This window comes from Acinetobacter sp. C32I (assembly GCF_023702715.1).
Lineage (GTDB): Bacteria > Pseudomonadota > Gammaproteobacteria > Pseudomonadales > Moraxellaceae > Acinetobacter.
In genome coordinates this window covers 1,350,093-1,366,877 of record NZ_CP098480.1, presented here as the reverse complement: position 1 = coordinate 1,366,877, position 16,785 = coordinate 1,350,093, and the positions used below count along the sequence as shown (strand labels likewise).

Below are 16,785 nucleotides of genomic sequence, written 5' to 3'. Positions count from 1 at the left end.
AAGGATTTGTTTGGCTACACGCATTATCCAATTCGCTTTAATCGAAAAAATAGAAAAGTTTATGTTTTTTAAAACTAAAGATGATATTCGTGTATTTGATTGGGATTACCTTAAAGTGGCTTTTACACGTATAGATACTGGGAGTTCGCGTAAACGCGATTACGATATCCGCCTATCTCAACTCTCAAAAGATGGAACTATTGAGGATGCATTTAGTCTATCTTATATAAATTCTGCAGAAACGATTGAATATACAGAAGAAGATGGTTATCAATTTTCATTTGATGTTGAAGCAGCACAATTTGCATCGAATTGGGAATATATTCGTTGTTATATGGAAGAAGGAATCGAGGAAAGTTATAAAGTGGTAAGGAAGTTGATTCCCTTAGATAAAAAAAGAGAAAGCCTCTTACAAAGTGTAAAGAAGGCTTGGTATTTTAGCCCTAAAGACTATAGCTTTAAAGAAGTTGAGACACTTCAAGGTGCAGGTTATGTCGTTGATATTCAAAAAACATATAGCGATGCATTTCTTTCTAATTTATTTAAAGGCCTATTTTTCTTTATTGTAATGATTTGTTTTATTGGCCGTCCGTTTGTGATGCATATAGCCAAAAGACCCAAATGGACTAAACAGATTGAAGATGCGTGTGTAGTTGATACTAATGATCCATATAATTATGAAAAGCATCCAAATCAGGGGCATCCGAAAGCTAAGGAAACAGCTTTAGGAATAATCGTTAAAACCATCACCTTCTTTTTATGCTATTTCAGTATTTATGGTTTTTTATGGATATTTGATAAGGTTGCTGAAGTTAAAGGGAATGATTTACCCATTCGTTTTTCAGACTATTTAGCTTTTTGGAATTGGTTTTAAAAAGGGCTCTGCTTTTAATCATAGTAGCCATTTCTTATTATTCTTTGAAAATTCCCTCCTTTGATTGATGCAATATAAATATAGGTATTATATGATTCAGGCGCATTATCGAAGAAAATATTAGAAAAACTGGGTTTTAAATATCCAAAAGAACAGGATTTTTATAATGAATTTTTAACTGATGAAGGTATTCAGATTAGTGTAATGAAATATCGTAATAAGTTAAAAGAAAAAGGTACTTATCCAGAAGATTATTTAGATAAGGATGCATAGAACTTAAACATTTGGAAATAAAAAAGCCACTAAACAATTAGTGGCTTTTGAAGCTAAATCAACTTATTTAATTTTCTTAAAGATAAAATCATTAATCTTATGACCAGATTCAAGACCACGACGCTCAAATTTAGTCACTGGACGCCATTCTGGGCGAGGGTAGCTATTGCCTTTACCTGCCAAGTTTTCCATATCAGGACGGTTATCTAGGATATCAAGCATCCATTCTGCATACGGTTCCCAGTCAGTTGCTGAGTGGAAAGTACCACCCAACTCAAGCTTTTGTTCAACCAGTTGCATACGCTCGTGAATCACAAAGCGGCGTTTAAAGTGGCGTTTCTTCTGCCACGGATCTGGGAAGTAAAGCTGTACGCAGTTAATGCTGTTGTCTGGCATTTCACGTAATACTTGGATTGCATCAGCATCCAGTACAAACAGGTTCTTTAAGCCAGCCATCCCCGCTTCATAAACACACTGTGCAATACCAGGTACGTGCACTTCGATGCCGACAAAGTTACGTTCAGGGTTGGCTTTTGCCATCAATACCAAAGAACGCCCCATACCAAAACCGATTTCAACCGTTAATGGGCGTTCAGGATGTTCAAAGTGCTGGCGTAAATCACCAACAGGGTATTCCAAAATTAAATCACGATAATCTTCTAAAGCAGTACGTTGTGAAGTATTGAGCGGAGCTGAACGACGCATAAACGTCACAATTTCACGGTGCTCAGGCAAATTGTCGAGTTCCGTAATTTGCGTTTCTAACTGATCGTTTGACATGATTCTGGAGATATAAATATAGAAATGCCGTATTTTAAGTGTTCAGGTGGTCAAGTCAAACTTTAAGTGATTTTATTTAGCCGATCATTTCTAAAATTGCTTAAAATTTGTCAAAAAATCTTCATGTAGCTGTCACAGAAATTGCATAGCCTAATTACAATTTTAACACTAAGTAAAAAACCATGAACAATTTTAAATACCATTCGATCGCCATTTGTTTAGGCCTGTTAGGTGCATCTTCACTCTTTTCTGCTGCACATGCACAACTGATGTTTAGCCAGTATGTCGATGGCAGCAGCAATAAAAAGGGACTGGAAATCTATAACCCCGATGCCACAACAGTGAATTTAGCCGATTATGAAATTCAGCAGTTTAATAATGGTGGCACAGTTAAAACCGCGGCTTTTCCTTTACAAGGTAGCTTGGCCAGTAAACAAAAATTCCTGATAGGTCGCTCTGAATTACAGGCGCAATTGGGGGATAAGGTTAATCAAGTTGCGGGATTATCTTTTAATGGTGATGATGCGATTGTGTTGCTTTATCGTGGTACGCCAGTAGATCGTTTTGGTCGTATTGGTGAGCGTCCAACGGCAGGTTGGGGCACAACGGTATTCAGTACTGCGAATAGCTTTAAACGCATTCAAACAGATAATCCTGTAGTGAGTGTTGACCCGACTAGTCCATTTGACCTTGACCAATCTTGGCAGGCATGGACAGATCGAAATGATTTTTCGAATTTAACAGGTTCAACCACCACTCCACCTGTAGACGCAGTCAGCTGTAGCAGTAGCGATACACCGATTGCCAGTCTTGCGCAATCGACTCAGAATCAAAACTACACCATTCGTGGTGTGATCACAGCGGATTATCGCTATAGCAATGGCTTCTCAGGTTTCTATGTACAAACCCCTGATAGCAAAGCCACGCAAAATGTCAGCAATGCAATTTTTGTTTATATCCCTGCAAGTAGTGCAGTCAAAGGTGGACAGGTTGGTGATGAAGTGATCCTGCGTGGTCGTTTAACCAGTTATCAAAACCAACTTCAATTGGATCAGTTGCAGCAGGATATTAAGACCTGTAACCAGAACATGGCATCGCTGATCCAACCACTGGACTTAAACTTGCCATTTAGCAGTTTGACCGATACTGCGGGTAACTCTCCAAAACGTTATCAAGGGATGTTGGTGAAATTACCGCAAACGTTGACGGTAAGTGAAAACTATAATTTTGGTCGTTATGGTGAGCTGTCACTAAGCCTTGGTCGCTTATTTATTCCGACCAACCTTTATCCTGCACTTTCAAATGAAGCCAAGGCTTTAGCGCAACAAAACTTACTTTCTAAGATTATCTTTGATGATGGTTATAACAATCAAAACCGTGCACCGTGGTTGCCACAAAACTTTAGTGCTTTAAATACACTACGTTCGGGCTATCAGTTAAAGAATGCACAAGGTATTTTGGAATACCGCTTTAATGCTTGGCGTGTACAACCGATTGCAGGCGCGAACTTGCCAGAAGTGGTAACCACCACCAATCCACGCACAACGATTGCAGCGAAACAGAGTAAGCATATCCGTGCTGCGGCATTTAACGTGCTGAACTATGATAACGGTAAAAATGGCTTTCCAACCGAGCGTGGTGCCAACAGTCAGGCTGAATTTGATAAGCAACATGCCAAAATCGTCAATGCATTAAAATCAATTGATGCAGACGTATATGGTCTGATGGAAATTGCCAATAATGGTTATGGCAGTGATAGTGCAGTTGCTAACTTGACTAAAGCTTTAGGGCCAGACTGGAAATATGTGATTCCAGAAGGACTCAATCAGCTAGGTACTGATGTGATTGCGGTTGCGATTATCTATAACAGTAAACGTGTTCAGCCAGTGAATAAGCCTGCGGTATTGGATTTAGGGGATAAAAGCCGTTCAACCATCGCACAATCTTTCAAGCCTGTACAGGGTGGACAAATCTTTACAGTGATTCCAAATCATCTTAAATCGAAGAGCTGTCGCGGTGTCGATGAAAACTCTCTTGATGCAGATCAACGCGATGGACAGGGCTGTTGGAATCCAACCCGAGTAAAAGCGGTTGAACAACTCACCCAATGGATTGCCAAGAATCCAACTCAAGTGAAGAATCCGAATATCTTACTGTTAGGTGATATGAACAGTTATGCCAAAGAAGATCCAATCTTAAGTTTTGAGAAAGCCAACTACAAAGTTTTGCTGAATGACAGCAAAGTCGGTGAGGGCAATAAAGCTTATAGCTATGTCTTTGGTGTGGCGAGTGATGCCGATGGTTATGGTGGTGCAGGTAACCTTGATCATGCCATTGCCGATGCCAATCTGTATAAACGTGTAATCAAAACCTTTGCTTGGCATATCAATGCTGATGAGCCAACAGTATTGGACTATAATGAAGAATATAAAACTGATGAGCAAAAGGCCTTGTTCTTCTCGGCAGATGCTTATCGTTCTTCCGATCATGACCCTGTGATTGTTGATTTGGATATGAAAAGCTCGGATTCTCAACTTGAACCGAACAATCCGAAGAATATCATCGTTGAATTTTTAAACTCATTATTTGAATGGTTAGGCAAGCTTTTTGGTCGAGCGTAATCTGATTTCCGTGACATTGTTTGGTTTGTTTTTTCATAAATTAATCAATCGTCACGGAATATAACTTGCAAGGCAGAAAAAAATTCATTAATAGTAGTGGTGTAGATGTTCTTAGCATGAAAGCTGTTATAAATTTTAGTTATTTCTGTTCTTGAGTTTCGTAGGAACGTTCTAGGGCATAAGTTGTTAGATAACAAGGATCAATTATGAAGTTGTATTATTCACCTGGTGCATGCTCATTGGCTGCCCATATTATTTTAAATGAAATAAATGTCGATTTTGATTTAGAACGAGTTGATCTAAAAACACATAAAACTTCAAAAGGTGCAGATTATTACGAGATTAATCCAAAAGGCTATGTGCCTGCATTGGAAATTAATCCAGGTTTGATTTTAACTGAGAATGTGGCAATTTTACCGTTTTTGGCGCAGCATGATCCTAAACAGGATTTGATTCCACCATCAGGCATGGGGCGTGCTAAAGTCCTAGAGTGGTTAGGCTACTTGAATTCAGAATTGCATGATGCTTATTCAGTATTCTTTGGCGGGAAGCTCACTGACGATGAGAAAACCAAAGCCTATGCAGAAGTTGATCGTTTGCTTAAATATATCGACAACTATTTAGCTGAATCGGATTGTGATTATTTGGTCGATGATAATTTTGGCCCTGCGGATGCCTATCTATTTGTTCTTACCAACTGGTCAAATCACATTGAGCATGACTTAACGCCTTATATCAATATTATTGCATTGCGTAATAAAGTGGCTGAACGTCAGTCTGTACAAATTGCGATGCGCGATGAAGGTTTATTAAGCTAATTCAGACCAATAAAAAAGCCTCTGTTTACAGAGGCTTTTTTATTTCAACTCAATTATTGTTGAGCTTTTTCTTTCACATCAGCAGCAGTTGATTCTACAGCGCCTGCAACTTTAGCGGTAGCATCACGTGCCGCAGCCTCAGTTTTAGCAGCAGCTTCAGCTGTTGCAGTCGCAGTATGATCAGCAGCAGCATCAATTTGATCACCAGCAGTATCTACAGCAGTTGCAACATTGCTCGCAGCCGCATCAGCCGCATTTTGAACGTCAGCGCCAGCTTGATCAGCAGCATGTTCTAAATGCTCACCCGTGGTTGCACCAGTTTCAGGTGCTTTATCTTTATTACAGCCTACAAGCGCAACAGTAGCAGCAAGACCTAATGCAACAAGTAATTTATTCATTGTCTATTTCCTTTTCTTTGTGGCATCCAATAGGAATGGATACCGAAAATATAAACATAAACTTGATGAATAATAAAGTTGAAAATTTGTTGATAACTTGTAAAAACACGCACTTACATCGGAAAATGTAAGTGCGTGCACATGTTCTGAGTAGACTTATACGCCAGAACGGATCATATAATCAAAGGCAGACAGTGATGCTTTCGCGCCTTCACCTGTGGCAATGATGATTTGCTTGTACGGCACTGTAGTACAGTCACCTGCGGCAAACACACCTTTGACATTGGTTTCGTTTCGATCATTAATCACGATCTCACCACGGTTACTGAGTTCAACCGCACTGTTCTTTAAGAAATCCGTGTTTGGTAATAAACCAATTTGTACAAAGATCCCTGCAAGTTCAACGGTGTGTTCAACATCAGTGGCACGGTCTTTGTATTTCAATGCTGTCACTTGAGCACCATCACCGACCACTTCAGTACTTAAGGCATTCATGATCACGGTGGTATTTGGCAAGCTGTTTAACTTGTCCTGCAATACTTGGTCAGCACGAAGTTTGGTATCAAACTCAACCAAAGTCACATGCTCAACAATCCCTGCAAGGTCAATGGCTGCTTCTACACCAGAGTTACCACCACCAATCACGGCAACACGTTTGCCTTTGAATAATGGACCATCACAGTGTGGGCAATATGCGACACCACGAGTACGGTATTCCGCTTCACCCGGTACATTCATTTCTCTCCAACGTGCACCTGTAGACAAGATGATGGTTTTCGATTCAAGCTTGGCACCATTCTCCAGTTCCACTTCAACCAGACCATTGACCGTTTGATCTGCACCAGTGATCTTGCTGACACGTTGCAAGTTCATAATGTCCACACCGTATTCACGAACATGGGCTTCCATATCTTGAGCGAACTGGGGACCCACGGTTTTTTGAACAGTGGTAAAGTTCTCAATATCCATGGTATCCATTACCTGACCACCAAAACGTTCAGCCACGATCCCAGTTTTGATACCTTTACGTGCTGCATAAATCGCCGCTGTACCACCTGCAGGACCACCACCAATTACCAATACATCAAATGCATCTTTGGCATTGATTGCGGCTGCATCTTTCTCAGCTGAATTGCTATCCAATTTGGCAACGATTTCTTCCAAAGTCATACGGCCTTGACCAATATGCTGATTGTCTTGGAACACCATTGGCACAGCCAAGATTTTGCGTTCTTCAACTTCGTCTTGGAAGAAGGCACCATCAATCATGGTTGCCGTAGTATTTGGGTTGTTAATTGCGATTAAGTTGAGTGCTTGCACTACATCTGGACAGTTATGGCAGCTCAATGAGACAAATACATCAAAGTTCGCGCCTAAGTTGAGGCCTTTGATCTGAGTAAGTACTTCATCAGAGACTTTAGGCGCATAACCTGATACTTGTAATAATGCCAAGATCAAAGAAGTAAACTCATGTCCCATCGGCAAGCCAGCAAAGAACACACGTGGTTGTTCACCTGCTTTGGCTACACCAAAACTAGGACGGCGAGCGTTTGAACCGTCAAAACGCGCCGTAACTTGGTCAGAAAGTTCAGCAATTTCAGTCACGAGTTCTTTAATTTTTGCAGCTTTGTCGGAGTCATCTAAAGCAGCAACCAACTCGATTGGACTTTCTAAACGTTCTAAGTAAGCTTTTAATTGAGTTTTAATATTTTGATCTAACATGTATTTCTCCAAACGCTAAGACTTTTAAATCAGCTAAATTCATTCAATGAAGCTATAGTACGCAAAAGTGCTGAATAGGTAAAACAGTATGTTTTTATGAGTTTGATCGGTTTTTTGAATTTTTAATAAATTTACTATTTTTTGAACATTTCTTTCACAAAAAATTTGAGTACAATCAAAGTTGTTATATAACTGCAATCATTTCGTGGCATAAATAAAGGGTAAGTAATATGAGCTTACAACGTGGCATTTATCAACACTATAAAGGTCAGCTGTATCAAGTGTTTAACGTGGCTCGTCATAGTGAAACAGAAGAAGAATTGGTGGTCTATCAATGCTTATATGGTGATTACTCAATGTGGGTACGTCCATTGGCAATGTTTAGCGAAACCGTTCAGCTCGATGATGGTCAAATTCTGCCACGCTTTAAACTGATACAAACGACTTAAATTCAATACACTTTGCATAAGCGTAGTTGGGGGATCAGATATGACCAGCACTGTATTTTTAAAACGTATCTCTGATTTATATGATGAGTTTAAACAACATGATGCTCGACAGTCTGATCGTTTAAGACGCTACCGAAATATTGAAGCTGAGTCCGCCAAACTGCTTGCAATGTTGGTACGGACTCAACGATCTAAGCGAATTTTAGAAATTGGCACCTCGACAGGTTATTCAACCCTTTGGTTGGCAGAAGCAGGTAAAAGCGTCGGTGGGGCTGTACAAACCCTAGAAATTAATGCCTTTCGCAGTGCGCAAGCAAAAAAATATGCGGAAGAATTTGGCTTAGAGCCATTTATTGATTTTTGGGTGGGGGATGCTGCTGATTATCTGGCCCAAGCGACTGAACCTTATGATTTGATCTTACTTGATGCTGAACGTGGTAGTTATGTAAGTTACTGGCAAGACTTAAAGCGTTTATTGCAGTCTTCGGGAAGTACTTTAATTGTTGATAATGTGATTTCTCATGCAGCAGAGGTGAAGGAATTCCTCGAACTGATCAAAGATGATGAAGATTACATGAGCACCATTCTGCCGATCGGTGCAGGTTTATGTATGGTGGTGTTGAAGTGAATTGATTTTACTTTGATGGTGTAGTCGATATGCTTGAGGGCTACAGCCAATCACTTTATTAAATGCACGGGTGAAATTGGCAGGATTGGAATAACCCAGCTCATAGGCAATATGGGTAATGGTAAAGCTAGAATTTTCTAATAACTCAATTGCACGCTCAGTGCTGATCTGCTGCTTTAACGCTTGAAATTCAACCCCTTGTTGCTGCAAATAGCGTTGCAAGGTTTTAGTGGAAATATTTAAGACTTTGGCACATTCCATGAGGGTTGGGACTTGATTAGCTTGTCGTAACATCATGCTGACCCATTCCACAATTTCTCCTTGATGATAGATCTTCTGGATTTGTTCCTGACAGCGTTGTTCGACTATTTTTAAACTATGTGCATCTGCCAAAGGTAAGGGGAGTGCCAATTGCTGCTGATCAATCACCACGCGGATACCAGAAAGCCAAGTATAGTTAAAATGGAAATTGGCTTTCACCAAGGCTAAATAACGTTCTTGATAGCTCGGCTCTGCAACACTCAAATAGACTTGGTAGCGTTGTAGTTGCTGACCTGCCAATTCTAACAGGCTGTAGTAGAACGCTACCGCAATCGCTTCAATATGAAAGGCCAAACATTGCTTATTCATCTGCAAAATTGGTTCAAATAACAGTTCAACTTTTTGTGAGCCTGTTGGAAACTGAATGCTGAGCTTAAAACTGGGCATAATCAGTCTAAAATATTGTGCAATCAGCCTAAGTGCATGTTCCAGATTAGGACTAGTCATGAGTGCATAGCCGACGAGACTATGTGAGCTGAGCTTTATATTTTTACCCAGTTCAAAGGCCAAGTCTTGGGTATTGGGCAGACTTAAACCAATCTCAATGAATTGTTCAATTTGCTGAATCGATAATAATTCTGTTTTTGCCAGTTCTCGCTGCACAGCCATCAACAAATCATTATCGTATTGATGCATACCGATTAAAATTTCAATCAGTCGCAAATAATAACGTGATGGAATAACCGGGATCTGCTGCTTTTGCACAAGAAAAACTCAGTAAAGTCTTAAAATGATAATAGCAAGTCTTAAAATGATAATATAGAGGGGGGCTGGAGGGGCACAATCAATTCAAGCAAAACATTTTGTGTTTGATTGAGGAATTTCTAATGAATATGCATACTCAACTGGATGTCGAGCAAGCGACAACAACATTTAAGGATAAAAAACGTCATTTATGGCTATTGGGTTTGGCTGTACCAACCATTGCAATGGGTGGTTTGGCGGGCTATCAATTTGGCCCTAAAAAAACGAAAAAGTTCTTTGCTTCATTTGGGCCATTATTTATTCATGGCGTGATTCCAACATTAGACAAATTGATTGGTGAAGATACGGAAAACCCACCACTTGATGCGATTGCAGCTTTAGAAGCTGATCCGTATTACGCTCGAATTGTTAAACTTTTTATTCCTTTACAATACGCGACCAATATTTATGGAGCCTATTTAGCTAGTCGTAAAGATACGCCAGTTGCGGATCAGGTGTTATTGGGAAGCTTGGTGGGCATGGTCAATGGAATTGCGATTAATACCGCACATGAGCTCAGTCATAAGAACGGACGTTTAGAGCATTATCTTTCGCATTTGGCTTTAGCACCCTCGGGTTATAACCATTTCCGAATTGAACACCCGTATGGACACCACCGTCGAGTTGCAACACCTGAAGATCCAGCATCGTCACAATTTGGCGAAAGCTTCTGGAAGTTTTTACCGCGTACCGTGATTGGTAGTTTTAAATCGGCAATCGAAATTGAGAAAAACCGTTTAGAACGTAAGAAACTGCCTTTCTTCTGTAAGGAAAATGAGTTGATTCATGGCTGGGCAATGTCTGCTGTATATCATGCCGCCATGTTGAGCAAATTTGGTATGCGTTCAGTCCCATTCCAAGTGACGCAAGCAGCTTATGCGATTACCTTGTTTGAATCAGTAAATTATATTGAACATTATGGTTTAAAGCGTGCAAAGAAAGAAAATGGTCAATATGAACGGACTTTGCCAGAGCATAGCTGGAACAATAATAACGTGGTAACCAATCTGTTCTTGTATCAATTACAGCGTCATTCAGATCATCACGCCAATCCGACTCGAAGCTTCCAAACTTTGCGTCATTTTGAAGATGCGCCACAATTACCTGCTGGTTATGGTGCCATGATTCTGCCAGCATTTATTCCATCGTGGTGGTCAAAAATTATGGATGATCGAGTGGTACAACACTATAAAGGTAATTTGGACAGAATAAATGTCCATCCTGAAGCCAAACAGAAGATGTTAGAGAAATATGCTGAACAGCAAGATGCTGCTTAAAGCTGAAGTGAGGTTCAACGAAAATCAGCCCAATTGGGCTGATTTTTTATTTTTTAAGCTGAAATACAGAGTCGTTTAAAATGGAGATCAAATTCTAGATATTTATGCACAAAGGCAGTTTTATCGTTGGTGCGAAGTAAATTATTGTAGATAAACTCTGGAACGGGATGATAAAGCTCACCTGAGCCATTGCTATAGAAAATTTTTAAATAGCGTGAAGAAACATCATATTTCCAAGAGGTTACAACAACTGGTTTTTCCATATATTCGTCCCCATTTTGATTTGATCTTTTAGTACATGGTTAACAACTCTGGTGTTCTATTCTTTGACAGTACTCCAACTGAAACCGTCTGACAATTCATAAATGAAGCTTGCTATAAATTTATAAGTATAAGAATTGTAAAAAATTAGCTATAAATTTTGGGTGTGAAATAGGGCTTGGATTGATCAAAATAATTAATAAAAAAACCACCCTAAAAAGGGTGGTTTCAAACCGATTGGTCTAATCTAAAGAATTAGATTTTACCAACTAAGTCGATAGATGGAGCAAGCGTAGCTTCGCCTTCTTTCCATTTAGCTGGGCAAACTTCACCTGGGTGAGCGTGAACATATTGAGCAGCTTTAACTTTACGAAGAAGTTCAGATGCATCACGGCCGATACCACCAGCGTTGATTTCAACGATTTGGATTTTGCCTTCTGGATCGATAACGAAAGTACCACGGTCAGCAAGACCAGCAGCTTCGATTAATACGTCGAAGTTTTTAGAAAGTGTCCAAGTTGGGTCACCGATCAATGGGTATTGGATTTTACCAATAACGTCTGAAGTGTCGTGCCAAGCTTTGTGCGTGAAGTGAGTATCAGTAGATACGCCATAGATTTCAACGCCTAATTTTTGGAATTCAGCATAGTTGTCAGCAAGGTCGCCTAACTCAGTTGGACATACGAAAGTGAAGTCAGCTGGGTAGAAGAATACTACAGACCATTTGCCTTTAAGATCTGCTTCAGATACGTCAACAAATTGACCGTTGTGGTACGCAGTTGCTTTAAATGGTTTAACTTCAGTATTAATTAAGCTCATCATTGTCTCCATGATTGAGGTTTTATTGAGAGGCTAACGCCTTACTTGTTTACGAGGTCAAGAATAAATAATTTTTAGTTATTGGGGAAATAGTATTTTTACATGACTAGAATCGGAAAATTGAATAACTCAATAAAAACGACTTTCACCCAAGAATATCTGTCCTATTTGACTGCATCGAGATGAAGCAAACATGACAAAAGATCCAGAACTAATGTGCATAACAACATGAAGTCTACGCCATCAAAATTCAAGGGTAAAATTGAAAAAATCTAAAATTATATAAAAAACGGAGATATACGATTAAATTTTCGACGCGTATTGGTTTCCTTTGGAAAACGATCTGGTCGTGATCCTGAGTTGTTGAGATAGATTTGCAAAAGAAAAAATACGAATAGGATAAGGAGAATAGGAATTAGTTTGATGAGATTGTTGATTTGTTGCTATAAAAATACAGGGTTTATTTGGCAGGAGTGAAGGAATGGAATCATATCATGGTCTAGTCAATGTTACACAAGCAAAAAATTATCTCCCTAAAGAGGGCGCAATATTTATTCCAAATTGTCAGGCAGTTGATTTATTCTCATGTTCGATGATTATATTGGATGCAAAACAAAGTCAGCAAGAAATAAGAGAAGGGGCTATTTTCGTCCCCAAAGTATTAAAAGGAAAAGGCTATCAGCACTGGTTACAGGTCTCGACTTTTCTTAATCTTGTCGTTGATATTGATCCAAACCAAGTCAGTGAATCAAAATTAAGGTCTATTTTTATTGTTTCAGCTTCGGATGAATAATGACTTAACTTGATTCAAGACCTGAATTTTTACTGATAAGCCTCAGCGGTGGCTAAGGCCTAGAAAAGCTTTCTTTGCATAGCAAGGGTTTAAGGCGTAAAATAGCCGATTATTTAATTTTTCAGGAAAGCTGTTCAGTGCAGAGTCATTTAAATGTAGATCAATTGGTTATGGCTCGTGACCGTCACCGTTTAAATCGACTGCGCAAAGATAAAAAAACAGAAACAGCAGAAATCGAAAAACTGATTCAGCAATCGAATCATAAAGTCAAACAACGCTTAGCCCGTGTTCCCAAGATCAAGCTGAATCAAGACCTACCTGTTACCCAATATGCAGACCGTTTAATTGAAGCGATTCAAAAGCATCAGGTGATTATTGTTGCTGGTGAAACGGGTTCTGGTAAAACCACACAGCTTCCACAAATCGCGATGCTGGCAGGGCGTGGACTCACTGGGATGATTGGTCATACTCAGCCACGTCGATTGGCGGCACGAAGTGTCTCACAACGTATTGCGGAAGAAGTGGGTGAGAAGCTTGGTGAATCAATTGGCTTTAAGATTCGTTTTAATGAGCAAGGTTCGCAGGATTCAATCGTCCGTTTGATGACCGATGGTATTCTGTTGGCTGAATTAACCAATGACCGTTTTTTATCAAAATACGATACCATCATTATTGATGAAGCACATGAACGCTCACTCAATATTGACTTCATCATGGGCTATCTCAAGCAGCTTTTGCCAAAACGCCCTGATTTAAAAGTCATCGTGACCTCGGCGACTCTGGATGTAAACCGTTTTAGCCAGTATTTTTATGACGCGCCTATTTTTGAAGTAGAAGGCCGTAGTTTTCCTGTGGAATTGCGTTATCGTCCAATCTCTGAGCTGAGTATTGTTGGTAGTGATGATGATGAGTTTGATGACTTTGAAGAAAACCTACCACGTGCTGTAGTACAGGCTGTAGAAGAGTGTTTTGCCGATGCTGAGGCAAAAGGTCATCCCGAATATGCGGATATTTTAATATTTGCCAGTACTGAACAAGAAATTCGAGAATTGCAGGAAACCTTGCAGAAGTTCGGTCCTCGTCATACTGAAGTCTTGCCTTTATATGCACGTTTGGCGCTGGCTGAACAGCAAAAGATTTTTAGTCCAAGCGGCAAAGGGCGACGCATTATTATTGCCACCAACGTAGCGGAAACGGCATTGACGGTGCCAAATATTCGTTATGTGATTGATAGTGGTTTTGCCCGTATTTCACGTTATAACTACCGTTCAAGGGTACAGCGCTTACCGATTGAAGCGATTTCACAAGCTGCAGCCAACCAACGTAAAGGCCGCTGTGGTCGTATTGCGGCGGGTGTCTGTATTCGTCTATACAGTGAAGAAGACTTTTTAAGTCGTCCTGAGTTTACTGAACCTGAAATTAAACGGACCAATTTGGCCTCTGTTATTTTGCAAATGCAAAGCTTGGGTTTAGGTAATCTAGAAGATTTTGATTTTATTGAGCCACCCGATTTCCGTTTGGTCAATGACGGACGCAAGCTCTTGGTTGAGTTAGGTGCATTAAACGAACGTAAGAATGATTTAACCAAAGTCGGTCAAATGATGGCGCGTATGCCGATTGACCCACGTTTGGCGCGTATGTTGGTTGGCGGGGCTCATTTTGGTGTGCTCAAAGAAACTTTGATTATTGTCAGTGCCTTGGCGATTCAAGATCCACGTGAGCGTCCTGCGGACAAGCAAATGCAGGCCGATCAAAAGCATGCCTTGTTTAAAGAAGCAGACTCAGACTTTTTATTTTATTTAAAACTTTGGAATACGCTACAAACCAGCCCCGAAACACAAACTGAAAATAAGCGTCGTCAATTTGCACGTCAGCACTTTTTAAGTTGGTTACGTCTTCGTGAATGGAAACAAACCCATCAGCAATTGGTTGAATTGGCAGAAGGTTTAAAACTCAGTTTTAATGAAAAATCAGCCAACTATGAAAACTTACACCGTGCGTTATTAACGGGTTTGCTTTCATTTATTGCCAACAAAACCGATGAACGTAATACCTTTATGGCGGTACGCCAGCAGAAGGCCAAAGTGTTTCCTGCCAGTACCTTGCATAAGACCAATACCGCTTGGGTGATGGCCTTTGAGATGGTGGAAACCTCACAAGTGTATTTGCGGACTTTAGCCAAAATTGATCCCGAATGGATTCTGTTGGCAGCTCGTGATTTATTGAAATATCACTATTTTGAACCACATTGGTCGAAAAAAGCGGGCATTGTAAATGCCTATGCACAAATATCGCTATTCGGTTTAATCATTGAGCCAAAGCGAATGATTAACTTTGAAAAAGTGGATCAAGCTGCGGCACATGAAATCTTTTTACGTGATGGACTGACCACAGGCAATTTGGGTATTACACCGCCATTTTTAAAGCACAACTTACTCAAACTCGAAGAAGTCGAGCGTGTTGAAGATAAGTTGCGCCGTCGTGATTTGGTGGTGGATGAAGAAACCATTTATCAGTTTTATGCAGAAAAAGTGCCTGAGGAAATTGCCAGTCGTCGCAGTTTTGAAGATTGGCGCGCAACAGTAGAACCAGAAAACCCACGTTATCTCTTTGTAGAAGATGATGCATTGTGGATGAATGATCGACCAACCACGCAACAATTCCCTGATTATTTGCATAATGGACAACTGCGACTTGCTGCTAGCTATCGTTTTGACCCAAGTCATGACGAAGATGGTGCAACCGTAAAAATTCCCGTTCAAGCATTGCCACAAGTCGATGAAAAGCAGTGGTCATGGGGCATTCCCGGGTGGCGTCAGGATTTAATCGAAGCTTTATTAAAAGCACTACCAAAAGACAAGCGTCGTAATTTGGTGCCGATCCCAGATACAGCTAAAAAACTCATGAAGGGGATTGATGCGGTCCATTTGCGCGAGCATTTATTTAGTTACCTAGCTTTTGCATTACGCGGTGAGCAGATTACCGAGAAAGACTTTTCTTTTGAACGTATCGATCAGTATCTCATTCCTTTTATTAAGGTTGTAGATGAGAAAGGCAAGTTAATTGCACAAGGGCGTGATTTAGACGAGTTAAAAGCCCGTTGTCGGGTGGAAACTCATCGTCCAGTACAACAGCAACAAGGTGAATTCCAGATCTTCCCTGAAAACTTTGTATTTGAAGCATCACAAAAAGTCACAGGTGTTATTGTTAAGCAATATCAAGCTTTGGTACCAACCAAGTTATTTGCTGAGCTTGAAGCCAAAGATGAATCGGGTGTGGTGATTCAAACCTTTAATGATCAAGACGAAGCGATTAAGCAACATCGAGAAGGGGTGATTCGCCTGGTGCATATGCAATTGGGGGATTTAATCCGTCAATTGAAAAAGCAGATTTCCAAGCCTTTAGCCTTGGCCTATTCACCATTGGGTGATCGTGCCAAGCTAGAACAGATGCTGGTCTATGCCACTTTGCAAGTTTCAATTCAAAAGCTACCTAAAAATGCGGCTGAGTTTCAGCAGTTACTCACTGAAACTAAAAAGCAATTTTTAGCAAATGGTCAACAGACACTCACTGATTTAACTGAAATATTTACCCAATGGCAGCAGATTCGTCGTGAGTTATTGGTTTTGGATCAAACGATTTTTGGTCGAAGTGTAGATGACATAGAAGATCAACTTGATTTAATGTCATTAGCCAACTTTGTTTATAGCCAATCACCCGAAATTTGGCAGGAATACCCGCGTTATTTGAAAGCGCTGCTATTGCGTTTAGATCGTTTGCCCAATAATCTACAACGAGACCTTGCTGCAATTGATGATGTCGATCCATGGATGGACAAAGTATTTAAATTTAAAAATGATCCTAAAATCAAAGAACTGTATTTGATGTTGGAAGAACTACGGATTTCCTTGTTTTCTCAACCGATGAAAACAAAGCTGCCTATTTCACCAACTAGATTACAAAAACTATGGGATCGATTAGCAATCGGTTAAACTGAGAAATATGAA

The 16,785-nt window shown here is 40.1% G+C and carries 15 protein-coding genes and 1 pseudogene; 10 read left to right on the top strand and 6 right to left on the bottom strand.

Annotated elements, in window-relative coordinates; translation table 11 throughout:
- Positions 1-6 precede the first annotated feature (6 nt).
- The 3 genes and pseudogenes from NDN13_RS19845 to NDN13_RS06740 all read left to right on the top strand — a co-directional run.
- Positions 7-72 (top strand): DUF6708 domain-containing protein, encoded by a 66-nt coding sequence (locus NDN13_RS19845; RefSeq protein ID WP_353050826.1) that lies wholly within the window; start codon positions 7-9, stop codon positions 70-72.
- Positions 62-874, top strand: a complete 813-nt coding sequence (locus NDN13_RS06745; RefSeq protein WP_353050825.1) for a DUF6708 domain-containing protein — start codon at positions 62-64, stop codon at positions 872-874. The genes NDN13_RS19845 and NDN13_RS06745 overlap by 11 nt, the downstream gene beginning before the upstream one ends.
- Before the next feature lie 99 nt (positions 875-973).
- Positions 974-1,147: pseudogene (locus tag NDN13_RS06740) on the top strand (putative type VI secretion system effector); the annotation flags it as partial.
- A 63-nt stretch (positions 1,148-1,210) separates the two neighbouring features.
- Here NDN13_RS06740 and trmB read toward each other — a convergent pair.
- The gene (gene trmB, locus NDN13_RS06735) at positions 1,211-1,927 is read right to left on the bottom strand and encodes a tRNA (guanosine(46)-N7)-methyltransferase TrmB (RefSeq protein WP_004654068.1); all 717 of its coding nucleotides are present in this window, start codon (positions 1,925-1,927) and stop codon (positions 1,211-1,213) included.
- A 182-nt stretch (positions 1,928-2,109) separates the two neighbouring features.
- On the opposite strand from trmB, the gene NDN13_RS06730 reads away from it, so the two are divergent.
- Together NDN13_RS06730 and NDN13_RS06725 are read left to right on the top strand one after the other, a co-directional pair.
- On the top strand, positions 2,110-4,548 hold the full coding sequence (locus tag NDN13_RS06730; protein WP_251117668.1) for an ExeM/NucH family extracellular endonuclease: 2,439 nt from the start codon (positions 2,110-2,112) through the stop codon (positions 4,546-4,548).
- A 206-nt stretch (positions 4,549-4,754) separates the two neighbouring features.
- Entirely contained in the window at positions 4,755-5,366 is a 612-nt protein-coding gene (locus tag NDN13_RS06725) for a glutathione binding-like protein (RefSeq protein WP_005294962.1), read from the top strand.
- A gap of 53 nt (positions 5,367-5,419) precedes the next feature.
- On the opposite strand, the gene NDN13_RS06720 is transcribed toward NDN13_RS06725, so the two are convergent.
- Both NDN13_RS06720 and ahpF read right to left on the bottom strand, forming a co-directional pair.
- Positions 5,420-5,764 (bottom strand): hypothetical protein, encoded by a 345-nt coding sequence (locus tag NDN13_RS06720; RefSeq protein WP_004806359.1) that lies wholly within the window; start codon positions 5,762-5,764, stop codon positions 5,420-5,422.
- 156 nt (positions 5,765-5,920) lie between these two features.
- Positions 5,921-7,486 (bottom strand): alkyl hydroperoxide reductase subunit F, encoded by a 1,566-nt coding sequence (gene ahpF, locus NDN13_RS06715; protein ID WP_251117667.1) that lies wholly within the window; start codon positions 7,484-7,486, stop codon positions 5,921-5,923.
- A 230-nt stretch (positions 7,487-7,716) separates the two neighbouring features.
- On the opposite strand from ahpF, the gene NDN13_RS06710 reads away from it, so the two are divergent.
- Positions 7,717-7,935 carry a DUF1653 domain-containing protein gene (locus tag NDN13_RS06710; protein ID WP_251117666.1) on the top strand — a complete coding sequence of 73 codons (219 nt, stop codon included), beginning with the start codon at positions 7,717-7,719 and terminating at the stop codon, positions 7,933-7,935.
- 40 nt (positions 7,936-7,975) lie between these two features.
- Positions 7,976-8,563: an O-methyltransferase gene (locus NDN13_RS06705; protein WP_171548756.1), complete on the top strand. Its 588-nt coding sequence runs from the start codon at positions 7,976-7,978 to the stop codon at positions 8,561-8,563.
- Here the strand turns inward: NDN13_RS06705 and NDN13_RS06700 are convergent.
- Positions 8,540-9,589 carry a helix-turn-helix domain-containing protein gene (locus NDN13_RS06700; RefSeq protein ID WP_251117665.1) on the bottom strand — a complete coding sequence of 350 codons (1,050 nt, stop codon included), beginning with the start codon at positions 9,587-9,589 and terminating at the stop codon, positions 8,540-8,542. The two genes, NDN13_RS06705 and NDN13_RS06700, sit on opposite strands and share 24 nt — an antisense overlap.
- A gap of 122 nt (positions 9,590-9,711) precedes the next feature.
- On the opposite strand from NDN13_RS06700, the gene NDN13_RS06695 reads away from it, so the two are divergent.
- Positions 9,712-10,905 carry an alkane 1-monooxygenase gene (locus NDN13_RS06695; protein ID WP_251117664.1) on the top strand — a complete coding sequence of 398 codons (1,194 nt, stop codon included), beginning with the start codon at positions 9,712-9,714 and terminating at the stop codon, positions 10,903-10,905.
- Between the two features lie 53 nt (positions 10,906-10,958).
- On the opposite strand, the gene NDN13_RS06690 is transcribed toward NDN13_RS06695, so the two are convergent.
- Together NDN13_RS06690 and ahpC are read right to left on the bottom strand one after the other, a co-directional pair.
- Positions 10,959-11,168, bottom strand: coding sequence for a KTSC domain-containing protein (locus tag NDN13_RS06690; RefSeq protein WP_005204416.1), 210 nt, complete (start codon positions 11,166-11,168; stop codon positions 10,959-10,961).
- A 253-nt stretch (positions 11,169-11,421) separates the two neighbouring features.
- Positions 11,422-11,985, bottom strand: coding sequence for an alkyl hydroperoxide reductase subunit C (gene ahpC / locus NDN13_RS06685; protein ID WP_004772679.1), 564 nt, complete (start codon positions 11,983-11,985; stop codon positions 11,422-11,424).
- Between the two features lie 481 nt (positions 11,986-12,466).
- Between ahpC and NDN13_RS06680 the strand changes: the two genes are divergently transcribed.
- Entirely contained in the window at positions 12,467-12,778 is a 312-nt protein-coding gene (locus tag NDN13_RS06680; protein WP_251117663.1) for a hypothetical protein, read from the top strand.
- A gap of 137 nt (positions 12,779-12,915) precedes the next feature.
- Positions 12,916-16,770, top strand: coding sequence for an ATP-dependent RNA helicase HrpA (hrpA, locus tag NDN13_RS06675; protein WP_251117662.1), 3,855 nt, complete (start codon positions 12,916-12,918; stop codon positions 16,768-16,770).
- Positions 16,771-16,785: the final 15 nt, after the last annotated feature.

Excerpts from the sequence above, each read along its gene's own strand:
- ahpC (WP_004772679.1), bottom strand. The coding sequence starts at position 11,985 with ATGAGCTTAATTAATACTGAAGTTAAACCATTTAAAGCAACTGCGTAC.
- NDN13_RS06680 (WP_251117663.1), top strand. The coding sequence starts at position 12,467 with ATGGAATCATATCATGGTCTAGTCAATGTTACACAAGCAAAAAATTAT.
- NDN13_RS06730 (WP_251117668.1), top strand. The coding sequence starts at position 2,110 with ATGAACAATTTTAAATACCATTCGATCGCCATTTGTTTAGGCCTGTTA.
- NDN13_RS06720 (WP_004806359.1), bottom strand. The coding sequence starts at position 5,764 with ATGAATAAATTACTTGTTGCATTAGGTCTTGCTGCTACTGTTGCGCTT.
- NDN13_RS06690 (WP_005204416.1), bottom strand. The coding sequence starts at position 11,168 with ATGGAAAAACCAGTTGTTGTAACCTCTTGGAAATATGATGTTTCTTCA.
- NDN13_RS06710 (WP_251117666.1), top strand. The coding sequence starts at position 7,717 with ATGAGCTTACAACGTGGCATTTATCAACACTATAAAGGTCAGCTGTAT.
- trmB (WP_004654068.1), bottom strand. The coding sequence starts at position 1,927 with ATGTCAAACGATCAGTTAGAAACGCAAATTACGGAACTCGACAATTTG.
- NDN13_RS06745 (WP_353050825.1), top strand. The coding sequence starts at position 62 with ATGTTTTTTAAAACTAAAGATGATATTCGTGTATTTGATTGGGATTAC.
- NDN13_RS06705 (WP_171548756.1), top strand. The coding sequence starts at position 7,976 with ATGACCAGCACTGTATTTTTAAAACGTATCTCTGATTTATATGATGAG.
- ahpF (WP_251117667.1), bottom strand. The coding sequence starts at position 7,486 with ATGTTAGATCAAAATATTAAAACTCAATTAAAAGCTTACTTAGAACGT.
- NDN13_RS06725 (WP_005294962.1), top strand. The coding sequence starts at position 4,755 with ATGAAGTTGTATTATTCACCTGGTGCATGCTCATTGGCTGCCCATATT.
- NDN13_RS06695 (WP_251117664.1), top strand. The coding sequence starts at position 9,712 with ATGAATATGCATACTCAACTGGATGTCGAGCAAGCGACAACAACATTT.